The 23,845-nt window shown below is 59.7% G+C and carries 21 protein-coding genes and 3 pseudogenes; 1 reads left to right on the forward strand and 23 read right to left on the reverse strand.

The features are described 5' to 3' along the window. Positions 1 to 10: 10 nt before the first annotated feature. The 18 genes and pseudogenes from SDD30_RS08440 to SDD30_RS08525 form a co-directional block, all read right to left on the reverse strand. Positions 11 to 220 (reverse strand): annotated as a pseudogene (locus tag SDD30_RS08440) (type II toxin-antitoxin system HicB family antitoxin). Further along, on the reverse strand, positions 221 to 1,147 hold the full coding sequence (locus SDD30_RS08445) for a transketolase family protein (protein WP_434074481.1): 927 nt from the start codon (positions 1,145 to 1,147) through the stop codon (positions 221 to 223). 150 nt (positions 1,148 to 1,297) lie between these two features. Then, a complete protein-coding gene (locus SDD30_RS08450; RefSeq protein ID WP_434074482.1) occupies positions 1,298 to 2,113 on the reverse strand; it encodes a transketolase in 816 nt (271 codons plus the stop codon). A gap of 277 nt (positions 2,114 to 2,390) precedes the next feature. Further along, a complete protein-coding gene (locus SDD30_RS08455; RefSeq protein ID WP_434074483.1) occupies positions 2,391 to 3,239 on the reverse strand; it encodes a YitT family protein in 849 nt (282 codons plus the stop codon). 123 nt (positions 3,240 to 3,362) lie between these two features. Next, the gene (locus SDD30_RS08460) at positions 3,363 to 3,620 is read right to left on the reverse strand and encodes a 4Fe-4S dicluster domain-containing protein (RefSeq protein WP_434074484.1); all 258 of its coding nucleotides are present in this window, start codon (positions 3,618 to 3,620) and stop codon (positions 3,363 to 3,365) included. Between the two features lie 84 nt (positions 3,621 to 3,704). Beyond that, a complete protein-coding gene (locus tag SDD30_RS08465; protein ID WP_434074485.1) occupies positions 3,705 to 5,369 on the reverse strand; it encodes an ABC1 kinase family protein in 1,665 nt (554 codons plus the stop codon). A 62-nt stretch (positions 5,370 to 5,431) separates the two neighbouring features. Next, on the reverse strand, positions 5,432 to 6,124 hold the full coding sequence (locus tag SDD30_RS08470) for a hypothetical protein (protein ID WP_434074486.1): 693 nt from the start codon (positions 6,122 to 6,124) through the stop codon (positions 5,432 to 5,434). Between the two features lie 42 nt (positions 6,125 to 6,166). After that, positions 6,167 to 7,555 carry a radical SAM protein gene (locus tag SDD30_RS08475; RefSeq protein ID WP_434074487.1) on the reverse strand — a complete coding sequence of 463 codons (1,389 nt, stop codon included), beginning with the start codon at positions 7,553 to 7,555 and terminating at the stop codon, positions 6,167 to 6,169. Positions 7,556 to 7,710: 155 nt separating this feature from the next. Beyond that, positions 7,711 to 8,815 (reverse strand): peptide chain release factor 2 gene (gene prfB / locus SDD30_RS08480; protein WP_434074488.1). Its coding sequence is split into 2 segments (ribosomal slippage): positions 7,711 to 8,745 and positions 8,747 to 8,815, totalling 1,104 coding nucleotides; the frame shifts between segments, so codons are not numbered across the junction. 29 nt (positions 8,816 to 8,844) lie between these two features. Further along, complete coding sequence (secA, locus tag SDD30_RS08485) at positions 8,845 to 11,532, reverse strand: preprotein translocase subunit SecA (RefSeq protein WP_434074489.1); 2,688 nt, start codon at positions 11,530 to 11,532, stop codon at positions 8,845 to 8,847. A 115-nt stretch (positions 11,533 to 11,647) separates the two neighbouring features. Continuing rightward, positions 11,648 to 12,352: a hypothetical protein gene (locus SDD30_RS08490; protein WP_434074490.1), complete on the reverse strand. Its 705-nt coding sequence runs from the start codon at positions 12,350 to 12,352 to the stop codon at positions 11,648 to 11,650. A gap of 154 nt (positions 12,353 to 12,506) precedes the next feature. Next, positions 12,507 to 13,034, reverse strand: a complete 528-nt coding sequence (gene hpf, locus SDD30_RS08495) for a ribosome hibernation-promoting factor, HPF/YfiA family (protein WP_434074491.1) — start codon at positions 13,032 to 13,034, stop codon at positions 12,507 to 12,509. A gap of 182 nt (positions 13,035 to 13,216) precedes the next feature. Then, the gene (locus SDD30_RS08500; RefSeq protein WP_109205830.1) at positions 13,217 to 13,414 is read right to left on the reverse strand and encodes a cold shock domain-containing protein; all 198 of its coding nucleotides are present in this window, start codon (positions 13,412 to 13,414) and stop codon (positions 13,217 to 13,219) included. A 312-nt stretch (positions 13,415 to 13,726) separates the two neighbouring features. Further along, positions 13,727 to 14,203, reverse strand: a complete 477-nt coding sequence (locus tag SDD30_RS08505; RefSeq protein WP_434074531.1) for a ComF family protein — start codon at positions 14,201 to 14,203, stop codon at positions 13,727 to 13,729. Positions 14,204 to 14,278: 75 nt separating this feature from the next. Then, positions 14,279 to 14,434: pseudogene (locus SDD30_RS08510) on the reverse strand (hypothetical protein); the annotation flags it as partial. A gap of 189 nt (positions 14,435 to 14,623) precedes the next feature. Further along, the gene (locus tag SDD30_RS08515; RefSeq protein ID WP_434074492.1) at positions 14,624 to 16,423 is read right to left on the reverse strand and encodes a helicase-related protein; all 1,800 of its coding nucleotides are present in this window, start codon (positions 16,421 to 16,423) and stop codon (positions 14,624 to 14,626) included. Next, positions 16,416 to 17,489: a GGDEF domain-containing protein gene (locus SDD30_RS08520; protein WP_434074493.1), complete on the reverse strand. Its 1,074-nt coding sequence runs from the start codon at positions 17,487 to 17,489 to the stop codon at positions 16,416 to 16,418. The genes SDD30_RS08515 and SDD30_RS08520 overlap by 8 nt, the downstream gene beginning before the upstream one ends. 69 nt (positions 17,490 to 17,558) lie before the next feature. Further along, positions 17,559 to 17,984 (reverse strand): hypothetical protein, encoded by a 426-nt coding sequence (locus tag SDD30_RS08525; RefSeq protein WP_434074494.1) that lies wholly within the window; start codon positions 17,982 to 17,984, stop codon positions 17,559 to 17,561. A gap of 65 nt (positions 17,985 to 18,049) precedes the next feature. Here SDD30_RS08525 and SDD30_RS08530 point away from each other — a divergent pair, with 65 nt between their 5' ends. Continuing rightward, on the forward strand, positions 18,050 to 18,214 hold the full coding sequence (locus tag SDD30_RS08530) for a hypothetical protein (RefSeq protein WP_434074495.1): 165 nt from the start codon (positions 18,050 to 18,052) through the stop codon (positions 18,212 to 18,214). Here SDD30_RS08530 and SDD30_RS08535 read toward each other — a convergent pair. From SDD30_RS08535 to murJ, 5 genes and pseudogenes are all read right to left on the reverse strand, one after another. Further along, a complete protein-coding gene (locus tag SDD30_RS08535) occupies positions 18,204 to 19,619 on the reverse strand; it encodes a phosphoglucomutase/phosphomannomutase family protein (protein ID WP_434074496.1) in 1,416 nt (471 codons plus the stop codon). The two genes, SDD30_RS08530 and SDD30_RS08535, sit on opposite strands and share 11 nt — an antisense overlap. A 43-nt stretch (positions 19,620 to 19,662) precedes the next feature. Then, positions 19,663 to 20,424, reverse strand: a complete 762-nt coding sequence (locus SDD30_RS08540) for a DUF421 domain-containing protein (protein ID WP_434074497.1) — start codon at positions 20,422 to 20,424, stop codon at positions 19,663 to 19,665. Between the two features lie 232 nt (positions 20,425 to 20,656). Next, positions 20,657 to 21,706, reverse strand: coding sequence for a glycosyltransferase family 4 protein (locus tag SDD30_RS08545; protein ID WP_434074498.1), 1,050 nt, complete (start codon positions 21,704 to 21,706; stop codon positions 20,657 to 20,659). A gap of 17 nt (positions 21,707 to 21,723) precedes the next feature. Next, on the reverse strand, positions 21,724 to 22,155 hold the full coding sequence (gene fabZ, locus SDD30_RS08550) for a 3-hydroxyacyl-ACP dehydratase FabZ (RefSeq protein WP_434074499.1): 432 nt from the start codon (positions 22,153 to 22,155) through the stop codon (positions 21,724 to 21,726). 68 nt (positions 22,156 to 22,223) lie between these two features. After that, positions 22,224 to 23,840, reverse strand: a pseudogene (gene murJ, locus SDD30_RS08555) (murein biosynthesis integral membrane protein MurJ). Positions 23,841 to 23,845 lie beyond the last annotated feature (5 nt).

Raw genomic sequence — 23,845 nt, forward strand, 5'->3', positions numbered from 1 at the left:
GTCTGCAGCCTCAGGCATACATTAATCTTCCCCTGGGCTCCGGTATTCTGCGCCCCAGGCTTTTGGCCGTTTCTATCCATTCGGATATAACTATCTGCGCATTTCTAACAGCTTCTTCGTAGGTTTCGCCATCGGCCATACAACCTGGCAATTCAGGAACCTCAGCTATATATCTTTGATCCTCCTCGCTCTAATGAATAATTATCTCGTACTTAAACATTTATTTCGTCAACCTTTTCACTGCCGCCACGATATCCCGTGCCGTCAGGCCGTATTTCTCCAGCAGTTCGTCGGGCTTGCCGGACTCGCCGAAGGTGTCGCGGATGCCCACCATGGCCAGGGGGACGGGTTTCTCCGTCGCCAGTACCTCAGCTACGGCGCTGCCCAGGCCGCCGATGATCGTGTGTTCCTCGGCTGTCACCACAGCTCCGGTGGCTGCGGCAGCCAGGACCGCTTCCCGGTCCAGGGGCTTGATGGTACTCATGTCGATAACCATAACCTCCAGATCGGCGCTAGCCAGCTCCCTGGCCGCCTCCAGGGCTTTAGCGACCATAATGCCGCAGGCAATGATAGCAGCGTCCTTACCCTGGCGCAGGGTGTGGGCGCGGCCGATCTGGAACTGGTAGTCCTCGCCGTAAATAACCGGTACGGCCGGCCGGCCCAGGCGGATATACACCGGCCCCTGGTAGGTGGCGGCTGCGAAGACGGCCTGCCTGGTCTCTTCTCCGTCGGCCGGCACGATAACCGTCATATTGGGTACGGCGCGCATGAGGGCTACATCCTCGACGGCCTGGTGGGAGGCGCCGTCTTCGCCGACGGTGAGGCCGGCATGGGTGGCGGCGATTTTAACGTTGACTTTCGGATAAGCGATGCCGTTACGTACCTGGTCATAGGCGCGGCCGGTGGCAAAGACGGCAAAGGTACTGGCAAAAGGAACCTTACCGCTCAAAGCCAGTCCGGCGGCCGTGCCCATGAGGCTCTGCTCGGCGATACCCATATTGAAAAAGCGCTCGGGGAATTCCTCGGCGAAGTAGCGGGTCATGGTAGACTTGGACAGGTCGGCGTCTAGGACTACTACCTGGCTGTTCTCCCGGCCCAGTTCTACCAGTGCCCGGCCATAGGCTTCCCTCGTCGCGATCTTGGTCATATATATCTCCCCCGAAAATAGTCTGCTGCTGTCGGTATGGCCCCTGAAGGGGCCGCCTGTTCGCCCGGCCCGTTCCTTCGCGGTTCCGGGACATTCCCTTGTTGCCGGCCACTGCCAGCGGCGGGTATCATCCCCTCATCTTAGCGACCGTCAGGCCAGCTCGGCCAGGGCTTCCTCTACTTCTTCCGGCTTAGGGGCTTTGCCGTGCCAGGCGGCCTGGTTCTCCATAAAGGAGACGCCCTTGCCCTTGATGGTTTCCGCGATAATAACCGTAGGCCGGCCCTTAGTCTCCCGGGCCCGTTCCAGGGCCTTCAGGATCTGGCCGCAGTCGTGGCCGTCAATGGCCAGGACCTCCCAGCCGAAGGCCTGGAATTTAGCAGCCACCGGTTCCGGGGACATGACCTCCTCCACCCGGCCGTCAATCTGCAAGTGATTATGGTCGACAATGGCCGTCAGGTTGTCCAGGTGGTAATGGGCGGCGGCCATGGCCCCTTCCCAGACCATGCCCTCTTCCAGTTCGCCATCGCCCATCAGAACGTAAACCCGGTAATCCCGGCCGTCCAACCGCCCGGCCAGGGCCATACCGTTGGCCACCGCCAGGCCGTGGCCCAGGGAACCGGTGGAAACCTCAACTCCGGGTAGGGATTTGCGGTCCGGGTGGCCCTGCAGGGGGCTGCCCAGGTGGCGTAGGGTGGTCAATTTATCTACCGGGAAGAAACCTCGCTCGGCCAGGGTAGCGTATAAGACCGGGGCGGCATGGCCCTTGGAGAGGACGAAGCGATCCCGTTCCGTCCAGTCTGGCCGGGAGGGATCCAGGCGCATGACTTTAAAGTAAAGGGCGGTCATGATATCGGCCGCCGACAGGGAACCGCCGGGGTGGCCGGAACCCGCCGCTCCTATCATGCTGATGATGTGCCGGCGGATCCGCTGCGCTGTAGCGGCTAGCTTTTGATAATCGTTGGGCAAGGGTTACAAGCCTCCTTCGAAAATAGGATTCTGCCAAAAATGGACGTAACTTACAGTGACCGCTACGGGGCTGGCGGTACAGGCTTCAGTGGTTCGCAGCGAGCAAACTTAGCGCTCAGCCTTGTTCGGCGGCGGGGGTGGCTCGGGCGTGCTACTCCCCATTCCTGAAGCTACGTTACGATCCCCATCCCGTTCACCGCCGCCTCGTTACGGCTGCGCTGAGTTTGCTTCCGCCTCGAACCAAGTCGCCTTCCGCCTGTACCCGCCAGCCCTTCTGCTAGCCCTCCGCCCGCCAGCGGCGGAAGCCCTCGCCCAGGACTTCGTGGACATTGCTGACGATGACAAAGGCACCCGGGTCGAGGGCCGCCACCAGGTTCTTCAGGCGGCTGACCTCGGCCCGCTGGACCACCACCAGCAGCACTTCCCGTTCCTGGCGAGTATACAGGCCGCGGCCAGCCAACCCCGTGACCCCGCGGTCCAGCTCCCGCAGCACCTGCCGGGCGATCTCTTCTGCCTTATCAGAAATTATCACGGCCGCCCGGGCGTAGCCTCCACCCTCCTGGATGGCGTCAATGGCGCGGCTGGTAAGAAAAAGGGCCACCAGGGCATAGAGGGCCAGTTCCACGTTAAAGGCCAGGCCAGCCAGGGTGATTACCAGGGCGTCGACCAGTAATAAACCTACCCCGGCGCTGATATGCAGGTAGTGCCGGAAGAGGAGGGCCGCCAGGTCAGTACCCCCGGTGCTGCCCCCGGAGCGAAAAACAATCCCCATACCCACCCCGCTTAAAAGACCACCATAAAGGGAGGCCAGCAGGGTGTTGCTGGTAGGCGCATGCAGCCAAAGGGCCAGGGTATCGGTAAGGAGGGAGAGAATAATTGTCCCATAGAGGGTTTTAAAACCAAACTCCAGGCCCAGGACTTTGAGTCCGGCCAGGAAGAGGGGTATGTTCAGGGCCAGCATGGTCAAGCCGACCGGCCAGCCCAGCAAGTAATGTAGAACCGTAGCCAGGCCGCTGACGCCACCGGCGGCGATCCTGTTGGGTACCAGGAAAAGAACCAGCCCCAGGGCAGTCATCAGGGTACCGGCAGTAATCCCCAGGTAGTCCGCCCATGCCTTTCGCTGCACCACACCTACCCCCTGGAACTATGTTCCTTTTCGACAGGAAAAGTTTTTTTCCTGCCTATGACGGTATCCCCGGTCCTATTTTTTAGCCCACCCTGCCATAAGGTCGCTGGTGAGGGGCAGCAGCTAGTCTTCCCAAACAATAGCCCCCGCCGGGCAGACCTCCCGGCAGCGACCGCATTTATTGCACCCGGCCGTAATGCGGTAGAAGGCCGCCAGCTTTTCCGGCGGTTCGTCCATGGCGCCGTCCCGGACGACATCCGTGGTGGAATTAATATCCCCCAAGGTGTTATACGTCGCCCCATCCTCAATAATAACCTTTTGTGGGCAAACCACCGTGCAGTCGCCACAGGCGATACAGGCATTGGTTATCCGGTAAGGCATTTACATCCCCCGCTTTAATCCTCATTCTTCGCCTGGACCGGAAAGTTTATTCAAGGGGCGGTCCCCGGTGGCCGGGATGGTTATTTAATCACGGTCACCTCGCCAGATGGTCACCAGCAACCATAAAAGCATGAGGCCGGCGGCGCCAAAACCGATCTCCAGGGTCGGCAGGCGAAAGAAGAGGCTGTTGGCCGGCGCTCCCAGGGCCGTGCTGATAATCAGGCTGGCCATGATGATGCTGAAGGCCAGCAGGACCACGCTCATGGTCAGCTTGTTGCTGATCCGGTCAAGCTGACGGATTAGACCCCGTAGTTTCAACGGTTCAACCCGCAGGGTCAGCTCGCCCCTTTCCGCCACGTCCAGGAGGTGCCGGAGTTGCCGGGGCAGGCTTTGCAGGGTTTCCCAGCCGAAGGTCAGGTTTTCCACCAGCTCCCGCCCCAGGGAGCGGGCGCTGAAGCGGCGCCGCAACAACTCCCGGCCGTAGGGTTCGGCCAGTTCGGCCAGTTCGAGCTCCGGGTCCAGCTCCCGGACCAGGCCCTCTAGGGTGAGCATGGTCTTCCCCAGGAGGGTCAGCTCCGGGGGCAGGTGCAGGTGATACCTGAAGGCCAGCTGGAGAAGCTCCTCAATGGCCTGGCCCAGGCTGATCTGGCGGAAGGAGAGGTGGTAGTATTTATCCCGCAGGTCCTCAATCTCCCGCCGCAGGGCTCCCCGATCCGCTTCGGCGGGCACCACGCCCATAGCCGTGATGGCCCGCAGGACGTCCTGGCTGCGCCGCCGGATAATGGCCAGCATCAGGGTGACGAACTTTGCCTGCATCTCCTCCCCCAGGGTGCCAACCAGGCCGAAGTCCATAAAGACAATGACCTCCCCGGGCAAAACGGCCAGGTTGCCCGGGTGGGGGTCACCGTGGAAAAAACCGTCTACCAGCACCTGCCGGTAAACGGCCCGGGCCAGGTGGGTGGCTATCCGGCGGCGGTTATAACCCCGGCGGTCGATCTCCGCCAGGTCGTTGAGCTTTACAGCTGCGACATACTCCTGGGTCAGGACCCGTTCGGTGGTATAATCCCAGTAAACAGCAGGGAAATAGACGCTGGCATCGGTGGCGAAATTCTCCCGGAAGCGGTCGGCGTTGCGGCCCTCCTGGGTGTAATCTAGCTCGGCCGTCATAGCCCAGGCGAACTCGGTTGCCATCTGATTGAAATCATAGATCTGGCCGTAAGGGGTATGGCGCTGGGCCAGGCGGGCCAGATCGAAGAGGATCTCCAGGTCGATCCGGATTTGTTTGGCGATGCCGGGCCGCTGGACCTTGACGATTACCTGGCTGCCGCCGGGCAGGGTCGCCTGGTGGACCTGGCCGATGGAGGCCACAGCCAGGGGTTCGGGCGTAAAGGTAGTAAAGAGCTCCTCCAGGGGCTGGCCCAATTCTTCCTCTACTGCCTGGCGCACCTGGGGGAAGGGGAAGGGGGGCACCCGGTCCTGGAGGTGGGCCAGTTCGGCGACGATATCCGCCGGCAGCAAATCAGGCCGGGTGCTCAAAAGCTGGCCTAGTTTGATAAAGGTAGGGCCCAATTCCTCCAGGGCCAGACGCAGGCGCTGGCCCAGGGACAGGGGGGCGTCTTCTCGCGTTCGCCGCAGGATCAGGTTGCCCAACCCGACCTGATCGAGGAAGTAACCAAAACCGTAGCGGGCCAGAACATTAACCACCTGGCGGTAACGATTAAAATGGATATAACGGCGCCGCAGGGACATCCACCGGCCCTCCCTGGTAAAAAAGCCCGGGCTTTCAGGTAGCACCGGGCTTAAGAATATCTTTAGATGGCCCGTTCCAGGGCTTCGTGTAAAAAATCAAGGAGGAGTTTATGCTCCCTACCGGTCAATTTACCAATCTGCTCCTGCAGGCGGCTTAAATAACCGGCCAGCTGCCCGGCCAGGGGGTTCTGGGGGAGCATATTGACTGCCAGGCCCAGGCCCGTGCCGGTGGCCAGGAAGAGGCCGGCTTCCGGGCGGGGGGCTTTCTGCAGGGCATGGCGCACCACCTGCAGGGCTCGTTCTCCCAGGGATTTCAGGTAGACCAGCAGGATGGTCAGGGTGTAAGCACTGGTGATCACCGGGTGGGTTTTCTCCCGCATTTCCTGGAGCAGCTCCCCGGCCACCCGTCCTGCCTCCCGGGGTAACAGGTTGCTCAAGGTTTCCAGCAACCTGGCCCGGGCTTGCTGCCAATCCAGGCTCAGGGTGGCAGTGCCGCCCCCTTTACCCCCAGCGTCGGCTGCTACCGGCGCCGGCACAAACATAATCATCGAGCGTCCCGGGGATTTCTCATTACTGTTAACTATATACTGTCGTTCCAGGAAACCCTCTTTTTCCAGTTCTAGTAACACGTCGTAGGCTGTCCACTTGCTAACCTTGAGCCCTTCGGCTACGGTAATATAGTGGACGGGAGCCTCCGTTTCCTGGTAGAGTTTTTTAATTTTATCCAGAAATTGGCGCCGCCGCCCGGTGAGCATAAGCCTCCCTCTCCCCCTAGGTGATACCTTCAGCATATACCCTTACTTTCCTGCTGTCAATTCCTTTTCCGGTGCCGGGTGGCGTTCCTGCCATATTTTGTCGGCCAGCCGGCCCCAGCGCTCAGCATTGGCGTCCAGATAGGCGCCGATGGCACCGCCCAGGGCTGTTTCCGCCCCCGGGTGGGTAGGCCGGGCCCCGGTCTCAGCCACAATCTGCCGCAGGCCGGCGGGAACGTCGATAAGGGGACAGGGCCGCAGCAGGTTCTCACTGAAGGGCTGGCGCCGCTGGTAGGCCCGGAAGAGGGGCGACTGGAGGACCTCCATCAGGCTCTTTTCCTTAATGTTATCCAGCGAGAAATGGATAAAAGCACAGGGCTCTACTGCCCCGCTGGCGGTTATGTGGAAGTAGCGGCGGCCGCCGGCGATGCAACCCAGAGTCAGCTCACCATCGTTCCAGAAGTCGGCAATCTGCAGGCCCTTATGGTTACGGATATAAGGGATGCGCCCGGCCAGGTAGGCCCGCTGCTCGGGGGTAACCATCAGTTCCGGATTGGGCTCCCGACCGATGGGTATATAATGGAAGCTCCAACCGTAGACGGCACCCTTCTCCACCAGGAAATCAATGAAGGCATCGCTGGTGATCTCGGCGGCGTTTTCCCGGGTGATGGTAATGGAAACCCCGAAGACCAGGCCCCGCTCCCGCAGGCGGTCCATGGCCGCCATTACCCGGTCAAAGACGCCCCGGCCCCGGCGGGCGTCGGTGCGCTCCCGCCAGCCCTCCAGGCTGATAGCCGGTGTAATATTCCCTACCTCCAGCAGGCGGTCGGCTACAGCGTCATCAATCAGGGTGCCGTTGGTGTAGAGCATAAAAGCCATATCCGGATGACGCTCGGCCAGTTCAAAAAGGTGGGGCCAGCGGAAGGGCTCACCCCCGGACATGGCCAGCCAGTAGATACCGACCTCTTTAGCCTCACGGCAAAGGCGGTCTACCAGGTCCAGCTCCAGGGTGTCATGGTGGGCGTATTCTCCGGCCCAGCAGCCGTGGCAACGCAGGTTGCAGTCACTGGTGGGATCCAGGAGAAAGAAGTTGGGTATATGCACCCCGGTTTCCTGGGAAACCTGATGCTGGCGCGGGATCCCCAGGAGCATGGCGTTGACGAACCAGTTATAAATCAGGCGCTGTTTGACATTGGGGTGCATCCGGAAGAGGCGGTTCACATAAGTATGGATGCTGGGGTTGGTGCGGTACGCCTCCAGCACTTTGGCGATCTGCCGTTTGTGGACTTCCTCCCTGGCCAGCAACCGGGCCGCGTTGAGGAGGCGGGGGAAATTCTCCTCCGGGTTTTTTTCCATGTAGTTGAAGGCTTCCTGGAGGACTTTTTCCGTGACATACTTTTTGGCCAGCTCAAGATGGGCACGGGCGTTAATCAAGGCGATCCTCTCCTTCCCTGTTCGGGTTTAATTTAGTAATCCCCAATTAAGCTGCCGGTATACCCAAAAGACCAAAAAGGCTTTATTCCATCCTATACCAGACCCGGTTGAATGTCAAGATTAAAGCCCGGCCGTTGGCCGGGCTTTAAAGTACCTTATTCACCCTTCTGCTGCAGGTGTAAATAGGCCTGGATAAAGGGGTCGAGCTGGCCGTCCATAACGGCCTGGATATTACCCGTCTCCACCCCGGTCCGGTGATCCTTGACCAGGGTGTAAGGGTGAAAGACATAGGAGCGGATCTGGCTGCCCCAGGCTATCTCCCGCTGTTCGCCCCGGATCTGGGCCAGTTCAGCCTCCTGCTCCTGGCGTTTTAAAGCCGCCAGCCGGGCCTGGAGGATCTTCATGGCGGCCAAGCGGTTGGCGTGCTGGGAGCGCTCGTTCTGGCAGCTGACGACAATACCCGTCGGCAGGTGGGTAATTCGCACCGCCGAGTCCGTCTTGTTGACGTGCTGCCCCCCGGCCCCCTGAGAGCGGAAGGTATCGATCTTTAATTCATCCGGGTTAATGTCTACTTCCTCGTCAGCCTCCACCTCGGGGATGACGTCCACCGAGGCAAAGGAGGTATGGCGCCGGCCGGCGGCGTCAAAGGGGGAGATACGCACCAGGCGGTGGACCCCTTTCTCAGCCTGGAGGTAACCATAGGCATTCTCACCCTTGACCAGGATGGTGGCGCTTTTGAGCCCTGCCTCCTCGCCTTCCAGGTAGTCCAGGAGTTCCACCTGGTAACCGCGGTTTTCACACCAGCGGTTATACATGCGCAGTAACATGGCGGCCCAGTCCTGGGATTCCGTACCCCCGGCACCGGGGTGCAGGGAAAGGATGGCATTGTGGCGGTCGTAGGGCCCGTTTAAGATGGTAGCCAGCAGTTGCCCCTCAACTTTACCCTCGACGACCGCCAGCTCCCGCGCGATCTCCCCTTCCAGGGAGGTATCCTCTTCCGCCAGGGCGAGCTGCCACAGCTCCTGGACGTCGCTGCAAGCCTGCTCCAGTTCCCGGTAGTGGGCCAGCTTTTCCTTGAGATAGGTGAGGCGTTTCCCGACGGCCTCGGCCCTGGCCCGATCTTCCCAGAAACCCGGGGTGAGCATCTCCTTTTCCAGGCGCTCTACCTCGTCATTAGCGGCTTCCAGGTCAAAGGGAAACCCTCAGTTCTTGCAGCCGCCGGTCTAATTCTTCCAGGCGGCCTTTATAATCCTGTAACATAGCAGGCTCACTCCTTCGCAAATGTTTATCTATTTTCCGGCGCCACAGCATTTCTTGTACTTCTTGCCGCTGCCGCAGGGGCAGGGGTCGTTGCGGCCCACCTTGGGTTCCCGGTGCACCGGCTGCCGGGGACCGGCGGCTTCGGCAGCATAGCGGTTTTCTACCACCTGGCGGGGGCGTTCGGCCTCCGGCTGGACGACCTTCACCCGGTACAGGTAACGGACCACGTCCTCCTGGATGGAGGCAATCATGTCGTTAAACATCTGGTAGGCCTCAAATTTATACGCTACCAGTGGATCCTGCTGGCCGTAGGCCCGCAGGCCGATGCCCTGGCGCAGCTGATCCATGGCGTCCAGGTGGTCCATCCATTTGGTGTCCACCACCCGCAGCAGGATGAGGCGCTCGATCTCCCGCAGGGTTTCGGCCCCCAGTTCCTCTTCCCGTTGCCGGTAAGCTTCCTGGGCTTTTTCCTGCAGGAAGCCGTAAACCTCATCCTTCTCCAGTTCTTTAATCTCTTCTGCCAGGGCCTCCCGGTCGCAGCCCGGCAGGAAGAGCTGTTCGGCGTAGTCGAGCATGCCGGCCAGGTCCCACTCCTCGGGGTACTTACTCTCCCCGGCGAAGCGGTCGATGGTCTGGTCAACGACGGTGTTGATCATATCCTCAATGGTCGCCCGGATGTCGGCCCCGGTAAGGACTTCCCGCCGCTGGCGATAAATAATCTCCCGCTGCTGGTTCATGACGTCATCATATTCCAGGACGTGCTTGCGGATGTCGAAGTTATGGGCCTCAACCTTCTTCTGAGCCTGCTCCAGGGAGCGGGATACCAGGGGATGGTCAATGGGCGTGCTGTCGTCCATCCCCAGGCGGTCCAGGATACCCGTCAGGTTGTCGGAGCCGAAGAGGCGCATCAGGTCGTCTTCCAGGGAGACATAGAAGCGGCTGGAACCCGGGTCCCCTTGGCGGCCAGCGCGGCCGCGCAGCTGGTTGTCGATCCGCCGGCTCTCGTGGCGTTCGGTACCGATGATATGCAGCCCGCCCAGTTCCACCACTTGGCGGTGTTCTGCTTCCGTTTCCCGCCGGGCCTCGGCCAGGAACCGCTGGTAGTCCTGGCGAGCGGCCAGGATCTCCGGATCGCTGTCCTCACTCTTAAGGGCCGTGGCCGCAGCGATGAGTTCCGGGCTGTAACCCTGGTGACGCATCTTCTCTTTGGCCAGGGCCTCGGGGTTGCCCCCCAGGATAATATCCGTGCCCCGGCCGGCCATGTTGGTGGCAATGGTCACCATGCCCAAACGGCCGGCCTGGGCGATAATCTCGGCTTCCTTTTCGTGATATTTGGCGTTTAAAACCTGATGGGGGATACCCCGCCGTTTCAGCATCTCGCTCAAGCGTTCCGATTTCTCGATGGAGATGGTGCCTACCAGCAAGGGCTGGCCCCTGGTATGGCGTTCCCGGATCTCCTCCACCACTGCTTCGAACTTGCCCTTTTCCGTCCGGTAGACGACATCGGGGTAGTCCTTGCGAATCATGGGCATATTGGTGGGAATGACCACCACGTCCAGGTTATAGATCTTGCGGAATTCCTCTTCCTCGGTGGCCGCCGTGCCGGTCATGCCGGCCAGCTTGGCATACATGCGGAAGTAATTCTGGAAAGTGATAGTCGCCAGGGTCTGGGACTCCCGCTCAATCTTCACGCCTTCCTTGGCCTCAATGGCCTGGTGCAACCCCTCGCTGTAGCGGCGGCCGAACATGAGGCGGCCGGTAAACTCATCGACTATGATGACTTGGCCGTCCTTGACCACGTAGTCCCGGTCGCGCTTCATCAGGGTGTGGGCCTTCAGGGCCTGGTTGACGTGATGGGCCAGTTCCATGTTAGCGTCGTCGTAGAGGTTGCCGACCCCCAGCATCTTCTCTACCTTAGCTACCCCGGCTTCCGTCAGGGTCGCCACCTTGGCCTTCTCATCAACATTATAATCCACGTCGGGCTGGAGCCGCGGGATAACCCCGGCCACGGTATAATACATCTCCGTCGGCTTCTCCGCCATGCCAGAGATAATCAGCGGCGTCCGGGCTTCGTCGATGAGGATGCTGTCCACCTCGTCGACAATGGCGTAGTTCAGTTCCCGCTGGACCATCTCCTCGGGCCGCAGGGCCATGTTATCCCGCAGGTAGTCGAAGCCGAACTCGTTATTGGTGCCGTAGGTTATATCAGCGCCATAGGCTTCCCGCCGCTCCGCTGCTTCCAGGCCGTGGACGATAAGACCGACCTTCAGCCCCAGGAAACGGTAGATGCGGCCCATCCACTCGCTGTCCCGCCGGGCCAGGTAATCGTTGACGGTAACAATATGCACGCCCTGGCCGGTCAGGGCGTTGAGATAGGCCGGTAGGGTGGCCACCAGGGTTTTACCTTCACCGGTCTTCATCTCGGCGATGCGTCCCTGGTGGAGGACGATGCCGCCCATCAGCTGGACGTCAAAGTGGCGCAGGCCCAGAACCCGCTGGGAAGCTTCCCGGACGACGGCAAAGGCTTCCGGCAACAGGTTATCCAGGTTTTCACCATTTTCCAAACGCCGGCGGAATGCGCCTGTTTTGGCCTGGAGGTCGCCGTCGCTCAGGGCCTGGATCTCGGGTTCCAGATCATTAATGGCTTCCACCTGGCGGCTCAGTTTCTTTATATCCCGGGCATTATCATCAAGGAGATTACGCAGTAAACCTAACACTCTCCTAGCCCTCCTTTGCCAATAAGGTCCAAACATAACACAAAAGGAACCGTGCTGGTTCCTTTCAAGAAAAACCTGCTCTGTATATTTTAACACGAAGGGCTACAAGTGACAATCATTCATTCCGCAGTCCCTGCAGGTTGCAGAAGCGGCAGGACAGGGCATGGAGGACAGCCTGGGCGGCAGCCTGGCGCTCATCGCCTTCGGCCAGGGTTACCCCTACCAGGTACTCGCTGCCCACGGCGGTAACTAGGATCAGAGCGCAAAGGGCGGCCCGGCGGTGGGCTACCTCCACCCAGACCAGGTCTTCCAGGGCTAGGCTCCAGTTGCTGCCGCAGTATTTCGTCAAGGCGTTGACCGTAGCCGCCGCCACCAAGCGCAGGCTATGTTCCGGGGCATTGGGGCCAAAGGCGTGCCCCTGGTAAACCGTACTCCCACCCCCGCTGCCGACTTCCACTTCCACCGTGGCCTCAGCCTCCGGGCCCCGGGTAAAAAGATTAATGCTGATCAGGCGTAACCGGCAGCTGGTGGACGTATACATGGCCCTGTCTTCCCTGACTTCCCCAGGGAGCGCCGGGTCTTCTACCTGGACGATGCTGATCTTTTTATGGTCTACAGCCACCCCCAGTTGTACCAGAATGGCCGATTCTACGTCCCGGACGATCTGCTTGGGGCTCCGCCCACTAAGGGCCATGATATGTATCTCGCTAAGATCACCGTTGCTGTCTGTCACCAGGCGCGCCCCTAGTACCCCCTTAATCTGGCAGATTATCCGCTCGTAGTCCTCCGGCCCCGGTTTGTTCTTTCTCGATTCCGTCAAAGGCCTCATCCCTTGAATGCGATTATCCCTTGCTTTATTTTATATTTCGCCCCGGCTAAAAGAATTCCTGCCGGGAAACTTAAAAAAGCCGCTAAAAAAGAGAAATCGGCCTTCTGGCGGCCAATTTCTCCCAAAACCTCCAGATATCTTTATATTAATACTCCGGCTCAATCAAACCGTAGTTACCATCCCGGCGGCGGTAAAGGACATTGACTTCTTCCGTCTCGGCGTTGGAAAAGACAAAGAAGCTATGGCCGAGGAGATTCATCTGCAGGATGGCTTCCTCTACCGGCATGGGTTTAATGGCAAAGCGTTTGGTCCGGATCAAGCGTGGTTCCGGGTCGGCTGCTACTTCCTGGTGCTCGGCGGCCAGCTCTTTCAGGGTGCCGTTTTTTAATTTCTTGCTCAGCCGGGTCTTATATTTAGCGATCTGCTTCTCTAATTTTTCGACTACCAGGTCTACGGAACCGTACATATCGCCGGTGGCTTCCTCACCGCGCAGGAGGTAACCATTCATGGGAATGGTTACTTCGACAACGTGTTTCTCCCTGGCCAGGGCCAGGTTGACCTGGATTTCAGCGACACCGTCGAGGTAACGCTCGATTTTGCTCAGCCGTTTGGCGACATACTGCCGTAGAGCGTCGGTCACCGGAAGGTTTTTGCCGCGGATGACTAATTCCATCCTGGAAGCACTCCTTTCTGACCCCTTTTTACTATTATTCCCCATCAAAGGAGAAATTCCTGCCGGCAGGTAGGAAAAAGTTTCGCAGTCACCGGGCAGTCCTGCCCCTGGCCGCCGCCAAAAAACAGCAGGGCACTGTTTAAATACCAGAAAGGCCCCGGACAATGCCGGGGCCTGATTTACTAGGCCTTAACTACATTGGCTGCCTGGGGACCGCGGGGCCCGTCGACAATGTCGAACTCGACCTCCTGGCCCTCCGCCAGGGTTTTAAAGCCTTCCTCCTGGATCGCGGAGAAGTGGACGAAAACGTCCTTACCGTCTTCCCTTTCAATAAAGCCGTAACCCTTCTCCGGATTAAACCACTTAACCTTGCCTTGCATCTTGTCAACATTCCTCCTAAAATAGATCTCCCTTGGGGTCGGGAGCACCCTCAAGCAAACCAATTGTAACATGGTTAAAGATGGCTGTCAAATCTACTTCTGGTAAACACGAAACGGCAAATATCTATAGCGGGCAAAATTATCGCTAATTTTTGGTTGTCGAAAACAGCCTTCGTTCTCGAGGTGTTACCGGCCCAAACCTGTGGATAAAGTGGATAACCCTGTTAATAACTTGCAATCACTACCTTGTTCCTGTGGACGGGTCTGTTAAAAGCTTAATTTCTTGTCGAATGAGGAATCTGTTTCGGTTAATCATGGCGAAATATTGGCAATAGCCTCGAACCCCGTAGCCAGGGTAACAACCCGGACGCTGACCGCCCCGGCAGCGCGAAGGGCAACGGTACAGGCCACTGCTGTGGCTCCGGTAGTCAGCACGTCATCTACCAGGAGCAGGCGCCGCCCCCTGATAAGCCCGGACTCCAGCACCTGAAAGGCCCCGGCCAGGTTCTGCCAGCGGGCCTGCCGGGAAAGGCCAACCTGGGGGGTAGTTTCCCGCACCCGGGCCAGGACCCGGCCGGTAACGACCAGGCCCAACTCCCGGCCCAGGGACAGGGCCAGGAGTTCCGCCTGGTTGAATCCCCGAGACTGCAACCGGGCAGGAGTCAGAGGCACGGGAATCAGCAGCTGGGGAACAACGTCACCCAGCTCTTTCAGGGCTAACCCGGCCAGGAGGAGGCCCAGGGGCCCGGCCAGGGAACGACGACCCTGGTATTTCAGTGCCCAAATCATTTCTTTTAAAATGCCCCCGTAGGCTCCCACGGCCCGGGCCCGTTGGAAGGGCGGCCGTTCTTCCCGGCAGTGGCGGCAGATATCCCCCGCCCCGGCCGGCAAAAGGCGGCCACAATACCGGCAGGGATGATACTCCTCCCGCCAGGAATATACTTGCCGCCGGCAAGCGGGACAGAATAACTCCCGGCCCACCGGCCGGCCACACCCGGCGCATGTTTTCCCTTGAGGGAAGAGGAGATTGGTAAACGTCGCGCCATCACCTGCCCCTACGAACTATGAACTAAAAACCGATCCCCATCCCGTTCATCGCCGCCTCGCTTCGGCACAGCTCGAGTTTGCTAATGCCTCGAACCAAGTCGCCCTCCGCCTGTAACCTCCAGCCCCGGTTTCTACAATTTTCCCACCTCCCCTATCCCACTTCTATTTAAGGTACCCTCGCCGGCGGGCCAGGTTGTTAAACTCCCGGATCTGGCGCACAGCCTCGGCCATGGCCGGGCTCAGGCGCCGGGCTATAAACCACACTCTACCGGTGGGATACTCGGCCGAACGGCCGGCCCGGCCGGCAATCTGGACCAGAGTGCTGGCCGTAAAGATTCGCTCCTCATCAGCATAGAGGACGAGGACATTGAGCCGGGGAATGGTTACCCCCCGCTCCATAACAGTAGTAGTCACCAGGACCGGAAACTCCCGGCGGCGAAAGGCGGCGATAACCTCTTCCCGCCGGGGGTGGGCAGCGTAGCAGCCCCGGATCCAATCACCCGCCGGGGCCCGGCCGGGCCAGGCTGCTGCCAGCCAGCCAACGACCTGGTCCACCATATAGACGGCCGGGACAAAGATTAAGAGCTGAAGTCCCCCCGCCAGGGTCGTAGTGACCCCCCTTACCAGGGAGCGGGGCAAAGGACCATCACCCGGTGGCTTCAGGAAGGGTTCCCGGATAAACTCCGGCCGGGGTAAGGGGTGGCCGTGGTGCCGGGCCGGGAGATAGATGACAGCCAGCCGGCCCCTCCGGACCCTGGCTATCAGCTCCGGCGGCGGGGTTGCCGTTAACCACAAGGTCTGGCCTTGTTCCCGGCGGGCCCGAGCGACGGCATGGTAGAGCATGAGATCCCCGGCCAGGGGAAAGGCGTCGACTTCATCCAGGATCACCAGGTCAAAGGAACGGTAAAAACGCAGGGCCTGGTGGGTCGTAGCCAGGGTGAGGTCAGCCGTACCAAACTTCCCCGGGCTACCACCGTAAAGGGCCTCTAGGGATAACTCTGGCCAGACCTTCTGAAGACGCAGGTGCAGTTCGCGGATAACCTCCTTCCGGGGACAGGCATAAAGGATATGACGTCCCCGGGCCAGGGCAGCAGCAATGGCGCCGTAAGCTACCTCTGTTTTACCGGCGCCGCAGGCGGCCCAGAGGAGGCACTCTCTGGCCTGATCCTGGCTGACAAATCCCTCGGCCTCCCGGTAGGCATCAGCCTGGGCCCGGGTCAGGTCGAACTGGAGGCGGGGCCGCCATATTTCCGGGGGCCGAGCCGGCGGATTAAGGCCAGCTGGCCGGGGCCGGGCATAAAGGGGACGGCAGCGGCGGGACTGGCCCATGGCCAGGCACCCCTCACAAAGCAAGCAGTCGACCTGCCCGCAGGCGGTACAGGAGACCTTTACCAGCCTGGTAGCCTGGCCGCAACGCCGGCAGCGGGGCCGGCCGTCGGGGTCGTACCCCACCCCGGGAAATAGTTCAATTTCCCCGGCCAGGTAGAGCCAGTGGCCGAGATCCTCCAGGGGTGTATTAACCCCCAGCTTCTTTTCTGCCAGGGCCCAGGCCAATTCCTCCCGCCAGAGAATTCTGCCGGCCAGAACCTCCCTGACCAGGGCCAGCTCCGCCGGCGGGGGTGGTGGCAGGGGTGCAATGGTTAGCTTCCCGGCCCGGGGCCCGGGGGGCAGACCCAGCCTGGACCAGCCCCGGTCCAGGGCCGCCAAAACCTGCGAGTACTTAAACCCCTGCTCCCCTTTTGCCAGGCACCCGGCCACTTGATTATGTAAAAAAACCGCCGTCCCCAGGGGTAACGGCGGTGTTAGGACCTCCAGCTGCTGGTAACCACGCTGCCGCCAGAAGGTAAGATCCAGGCCGGGGTTATGGCTCAACCCGGCCCGGCAGCTCCCCTTACCCTTTACCAGATAGATGATGCCTTGCCAACAAAAAATTGGCTGCCCGTAACTGCTGCCCTTAGCCATGGACGGCGCGCCCCCCTTGGAGGAGACGGTAGGCGCAGACGCTGTTGCGGCCGGTGGTCTTGGCCTGGTAAAGGGCGCTGTCGGCGTGGTCGATGATTTCATTTTTATCGCTGCCGTCCTCCGGCCAGACGGCTACGCCGGTGCTGACAGTAAGGTGGATGGGCTGCCCCCCGCCCTGGAAGACATGCCCGGCTATGGCCTGGCGGATCCTCTCGGCAACCTGGAGGGCGCCGTGATAGTCGGTGTCGGGTAAGATAACGGCGAATTCCTCCCCGCCAAAGCGGGTGACAATATCCTGGTCCCGGGTCTGCTCTTTTAAAACGGCGGCCAGTTCCACCAGAACCCGGTTGCCGGTCAAGTGTCCAAAGGCATCATTAATTTCTTTGAAGCGATCAATATCCAGCATCAGGACTGCCAGAGAACGGGGCTTCTGCCCGGGAATCAATAGATTGTCCAGGGTGCGCTCAAAGTAACGATAGTTATAAATCCGGGTTAGATCATCGGTAATGGCCGCCATCTCCATGGTGGCCAACCGGGCGCAGGCCTTTTGGTATTCCCGGCCGGCGTCTGCCACCTCGGCCTGCAAGGCAACCACCTGCCTGGCCCTGGCCACCAGCTCCCACCAGAGGTGCAGGATAAAGGCCGCCACGGCGGCCCAGCCACCCAGGAGGGCCCACCGGGTCAGGTCAACCGCCTTATCACGCAGCAGGAAATAACCTCCCAGGAGGACACCGGCAAACAAGCCCGCCAGAGCTACCCGCCTTTGCCCCCGGTAAAGGGGTACCAGCACCGGTAGAAACAGGAAAAATGGTACTGTAGCCGCCGCTGGTTCAACGCTGTAAAAATGCCAGCCGCCTACCAGTACCAGATTGAGTCCCAAGAGGAAAGCTTGCCGGATAAAGCTGGTGCCGTCAAGCCCGGTCAAGACTGCCAGGCCGTTAATTACACCCCAGGTTAATCCCCAGAAGACGGCCGGGGCTGGTAGTGTCGCCAGGGATAAAAAAATACTCCCAGCTACAATAAATACCCCTGCCGTCCAACCGGCCCGCCTGAGCCTGTAGCCCATGGGTCTAATCCCCTTAAATCAAACTACAACTTGTATTCGCCACCTAGATAAATTTCTCCTTCTATTGATTTAGTTGATTTGACATTTTTGATAAACCTGGGATAATCTGGCTCGCGCCTGCCAGTAATTCGCTTCTTGCGTCAAATCTAATATAACCCCGCCGGGCTCTGGTAAGGCCGGGATGGTTGTCGCTACCACCGGGGTAACAAGCATCCGGTAGCAGGGATAGGGATAGTTAAAATGACGCAAGATAGTAGTGGTTGTTTCGCAGGTTTCTTCCACAACTACCCAGAACTCCAAAGGCCACCCATGCCAGTAACGCCGGCGACACAGGTGACGCAAGAGCCCTTCCAGGAACTCTCCCTGTTGGCGCACCAGAATAATTAGGCAGCGGTAATTAAGGCTCCCGGTTCGCTGCCGCCACCAGAGCCAGCCATAAGCCCCAACCAGGGAAACAACTGCTACCAGCAAGATTACCGGTGCCTGGTAACCCATAGTCCCTCACCCCCTGCTCCATCCTATGCCGGCCGATCAGCGGGGGTGCGAAGGAGGTGAATGTAGTGGCAGCCAGCGGCGATGCCTGCCTGCGCTGCGGCGCTTCCTTGAGCCTGATCGAGCGCCTCAGCCTAGAAAATGCAATTGATGTTCCGGGCAAGGGTTCCCTTTGCCCCAACTGTTACCGGGAACTCTCGCCTGACGAATACTCCCTTTACTTTAAATCCTGAGGGCTGCAGTTACATCCTGTTGTATCCGGTGGAGGCGCTCGCCGTCGGGCGCCTCCACATAAAGACGCAGGAGGGGTTCGGTGCCCGAGGGCCGCAACAGGACCCAGCTGCCATCCGCCAAGGTTAGTTTCATCCCATCCACCGTCAGGCGGCCGGTTACCGCTATCCCGGCTACCTTGGCCGGGGCAAAGCCGGGTAACTCCTGGAGGATTCGCTCTTTGGCAACCGGATCTACCTTAAGGTCCAAGCGCTGGTTAACTAACTGCCCGTAACGCGACTGTAAATCCCCCAGAATCGCCCCCAGGCTGCGGTTCTGAACGGCCCGCAGTTCGGCCACCAGGGATGTCGCCAGGATGCCGTCCTTCTCCGGGATATGTCCCCGGATGCTTAAGCCCCCGCTCTCTTCACCCCCCAGGATACAACCCTTTTCCCGCAAGGCCGCGCCGATATACTTGAAACCCACCGGGGTCTCTATTACCTCCAGGTCGTGGGCCCGGGCCAGAAGGTCTAAATTGTGGGTGGTGGCCACCGTCCGCGCCACCGGACCCCTATATTGCCGGTCCAGGACTAAATGGGCCAGGACGAGGTACAGGACCTGGTTGGCCGTTAGGTAAGTCCCATCCCCATCTACCACCCCGAAGCGGTCGGCATCGCCATCTAGGGCCAGGCCCAGATGGGCACCTGTCTCCCGAACCCGTCGGCTTAATTCCTCCAAGCCCCGGGCGCTGGGATCCGGCAGGGCGCCGCCGAAGAGGGGGTCACGGTGATTATGTATAACTTCGACCTGGTAGCCGGCCGCCCGCAAAAAATCTTCCAGGTAGCCGATTCCAGCCCCGTAGAGGGGATCGACGACAACCTTTAAAGCGGCCTTGCGGAGGACCCCAACATCAATCAAACGGCGCAGGTATTCCCGGTAGGCCGCCTCCGGCTCCAGTTCCCGGACCAGCCCCCTGGCGCGGGCTGTATCCAGGTCCAGGGTCTTGACCTCGCCCCCGGTCCCGACAGCGGCGATCTCCTTTTCAATAGCGGAGGTAGTCGCCGGCAGGGCCGGCCCGGCATACTCGGGAATAAACTTCAGGCCGCAGTATGCGGGGGGGTTATGGCTGGCAGTGAGCATTAAGGCCCCGGCCGCCCCGTATTTTTTGATGGCCCAGGCCGTCACCGGGGTGGGCACAGAACGGGAGGGCAGGTAGACGGTAAAGCCGTTGGCCGTTAGGACCTCGGCCACACTGCAGGCGAATTCCGGGGCCAGGAAGCGGTTGTCGTAACCGATGATGAGCTGCCCGGGGCCGTTCTCCTGGAGCAGGTAATTGGCCGTAGCCTGGGTCACCAGACGGACGTTGGCAAAGGTGAACTCGTCGGCAATGATGGCGCGCCAGCCATCGGTACCAAATTTGATAGGCATTAATGCTGTAGCCTCCTTGGGAAATAGACTTCTAGTGAAATCTTCAAGGCCGGTCCTGTTCTTCCTTCTCCGTCTTTACCGGGCTCTCCGGGGCGTCGGTAATATCAACCGGGTTGATAATATCGTCTTCCTTGCAGTTAACGTAAAGGGAACCATTGCTCCGCAGGACGGCGTAGTCAACCTGGCTAATATCCTGGATCCCCTGAGCCTGGAGCTGCTGGATAAGCCATTTTTCGTCCAGGTGGTTTTGCTCCAGGTTCTGGAAAAGGATCTCCCCGTCTTCAATTAGCTCGGTAGCCACCCCCTCGTACTCCGTCGGCAATTGCAAGTCGGCCGGCGTAAGGGGCCGTTTCTGGGACTTCAGCAAGACGCTCAGGTCCCCGTCAGGCTCCATAATAGCGTATTCCACGTCGGCAATATCAAAGACATTTTTTTGCCGTAGCTGCATGGCCAGCTCATCAAAATTATAGCGCATCTTTTTCATATTTTCTTCCAAAATTTTACCGTTGTGCACGACAACTGTTGGCTCACCGGAGATAAGCTTCCGGGCCGGTCGGCTCACTAGGGCAGCATAACCGGCCAGCCAGGTAAAGAAAGCGAAAAGGGTTAAACCCAGGAAGTGCATCCACGTCTGGTTCGGTGCTGTATCGGTAGCCAGGACGGCAGCGATGCTGCCAAAGGTGATACCATTGATATACTCGAAAAAGGTCAGCTGGCCAATCTGTTGCTTACCTAGTATACGAGTATATATCAGGATGGCAAAAAAGGCCAGGATTGTTTGAAGAAATACCTCCAGGAATTTCACGGGTAACGCCTCCTTTTATAATAACTCCCGCTTATGCAGGTAGAAAAGCAGGCCCGTGCCGGCCACAATAAAGGCTAGGATTAAAAGGCCCTCAATTAGCAGGTCGCGCATTCCCAAACCCCCGTTCCAGGTAATTTTCCTTCCTGTATTATTTCCCCTGGGACGCCATCAATGCAAAAAGGCCGCAGTTAAAAGACTGCGGCCGCTTCCTGCCGGTACAGGTGCTATCTGACTAGAACATATGCAGGGTATTATGCCGGGCCTTGGCCCTGGACAGGCCAGACCGGCCAATGATCCCCAGTTTATCACCCCCAACTAAAATAATCACTGCCAGGCCGACCAGGATCAAGACCCCCTGGTCCGTGGCTACCCGGCTGAGGAGGATGGCGCTCCCTCCCAGGCAGATATTGACCAGGTAGATGATGCCCACTGCCTGGCGCTGGCTCCAGCCCTGGGCCAGCAAGCGATGGTGCAGGTGGCCCTTATCCGGGGCGAAGATGGGCTGGTGGTTAAGGAAACGACGGATAATGGCAAACAGGGTGTCCAGGATGGGCAACCCCAGGATTACTACCGGAATAAAGAGGGATATAACTGTCGCGCTCTTGGTCAGGCCGATGGTAGCCAGGGCCGCCAGGTTAAAGCCTAGGAACATGGAACCGCTGTCGCCCATAAAGATGCGCGCCGGGTGAAAATTGAAGGGCAGGAAACCCAGGGTGGCCGCCGCCAGGGCCAGGGAGAGAAAGGCCACTACCAATTCACCATTGAACCAGGCTACTACGGCAATGGTGGCAGCGGCGATGAGGGAGGTGCCTGCCGCCAGCCCGTCCAGGCCATCGACCAGGTTCAGGGCATTGGTAACCCCCACCAGCCAGAGGATGGTTACCGGTATGGCCAGTTTGCCGAGGAGGACCAGGCCGCTAAAGGGGTTGGTGAGAAAATCCACCCGGACACCGAAGGCCACCAGGATGGCTGCAGCTACAATCTGACCCAGGAGCTTCAGGCGGGGGCTCAGGGAGCGGATGTCATCGATGATGCCCACTACCAGGATAAAACTCCCGGCCAGGAGGAGGCCCGGGTACTCCCGGAAATGGGCACCTCCCAGCCAGTAGGCTGCCAGAAAGCCGGCATAAATGGCCACCCCGCCCAGGCGGGGCATCAGGGTGTGATGAATTTTACGGCCATTGGGTTTATCGACGGCCCCCAGGCGGGGAGCCAGTCGGCAAAGTAAAGGTGTTAATAAAAAACTAACTATCCCGGCTAATGCCAGGGCCAGGATATCCACCTGCGCTTCCTCCTTTTTTACTCGATCCGCTCACCCACGGCGAAAAGGAGTTCGCCTTCAGCAGCCAGCTCCTCCCCCACCAGGGCGCGGCCGTAGCCCTTGCCGACCCGGCCTTTGAGTTTCATAATCTCTGTTTCCAGTCGCAAAACATCGCCGGGAATTACCTGGCGACGAAAACGCACTCGATCCATGCCGCCGAAAAGGGCCACCCGGCCCTGAAAATCCGGCAGGCTGAGGAGGGCCACCGCCCCGACCTGGGCCAGGGCCTCCATGATTAAGACCCCGGGCATGACCGCTTGTCCGGGAAAATGACCGCTAAAATACCATTCGTTGCCGCTGACGTTTTTCTGGCCTACGGCCCGCCGACCCGCCTCCACCTCCAGGATACGATCCACCAGCAGGAAGGGGTAACGGTGGGGCAGGATCCCCTGAATAGCGTTCCAATCCATAACGCCACTCCGCTTATTATAACATGGTTTAGACTCAATAGTATTAACTGTATTCGCCATTTAGCCCTTTATTCCTGCCATCCGGGAAAAAACCGCTGCAGCCGCCGCCGGATCATGGCGCTGATAAAGCTTACTTCTTCAATCTTAAGGCAGTGGGCCAGGCCCCAGAAGGCCAGCACCCCGCCGCCCATTAAGACCATCATCCGTACCAGCAGGCCCAAAAGCGGCCGCGACCAGGTGAAAACATGCCAGCCGGACCCGGCCAACCAGACCAGCAGCCCCATCCCCAGGGCCGCCAGGGCGATGCGTACCATGGTGTTCACCAGGACCGCAGCCTTGAGCTCCGGTAGGCGGCGGTAAAGGGCCAGGTAAAGCATCAGGGCGTAGATGCTGGCCGCCAGGGAATTGGCCAGGGCCAGGCCGCCGTGTCCCAGGCGCGGCGCCAAGAGATAACTAAAAAAAATATTCAAGCCAACCGACAGGATCCCGGTGACTACTGGTACGACCACATCCTGGAGGGCGTAAAAAGCCCGAGTGAGGATGGGGTGCATGGCCTGGGCTAGGAGGCCGACGGCATAAAAGAGTACCGCCGTCGCCGTCATGGCCGTAGCCCTTGGGTCAAAGGCCCCCCGCTGGAAGACCAGCTGTACCAGGGGCACCCGCAGGGCGATGAGGCCGGCTGCTGCGGGTAAAATGGTCAGGGCCACCAGTCCCAGACCCCGGTCGGTAAGATGGGCCATCTCCCGGCGGTCATTGAGGGCCGCCTGCTCGGCCAGGGAGGGAAAGATGGCGGTGGTAACGCTGGCGACAAAGACCCCCAGGGGCAGGCTGACCAGGCGGTTGGCGAAGTCCAGGGCGGTGATACTCCCCGCGACCAGGTTAGAGGCAAAAAAACGGTTCGTCGCCAGGTAGAGCTGGACTACTGCCAGGCTAAAGCAGACCGGCAAGAGGTGGCGGCCGATCTGTCGGACGGCCGGGTGCCCGGCCATCAGGCGCCAGGTGTAGCGAAAGTGCAACCGCGACAGGTCGGGGAGCTGGATTAACAGGTAAGCGACAAAACTCAGGACCGTACCTACCGCCAGGCCGGTAATCCCGAAGGTAGAACCGGCAAAGATCACCGTGCCGATGATGACCAGGTTGCTCACCGCCGGCGCCAGGGCCGGGGAGGTAAAGATGTAACCGGCGTTTAAAATACCGCTGACCAGCATCCCTGTACCCATGAAGGCCAGGGAAAGGAACATGATGCGGGTGAGCTTTACCGTCAGGTCAAAGACCGGTGCCGGGAAGCCAGGGGCCATGAGGCGGACCAGCCAGGGCGCCAGGCCCAGACCCGCTACCGTCAATCAACCCAGGGTCAGGGCCGTCCAATTGCCGACAGCGCTGGCCACGGCCCAGCCCTGATCGCGGTCACCCCGGACCAGGTAGGTAGTCACCACCGGCACCATGACCGTGACAAAGGCCATTCCCAGGATCGTCTGGAGGAAGAAGGGAATGGTATAAGCCACCAGGTAGGCGTCTGTAGCCGGCCCGGCACCAAAACGGGCCGCGATACTGGCGTCACGCACAAAGCCCAGCACGCGGCTCAAGAGGTTTAAAACCAACACTATCCCCGCGGCCCTGGCCATACGGGCTACCGGGGTCCCCTCAGGTCCCCGGCTGAATTTACTATCATTCGCAACTGCCATAGGAC

It is taken from the genome of Moorella naiadis (nom. illeg.) (assembly GCF_051020825.1).
Taxonomy (GTDB): Bacteria; Bacillota; DSM-521; order Neomoorellales; family Neomoorellaceae; genus Neomoorella; species Neomoorella naiadis.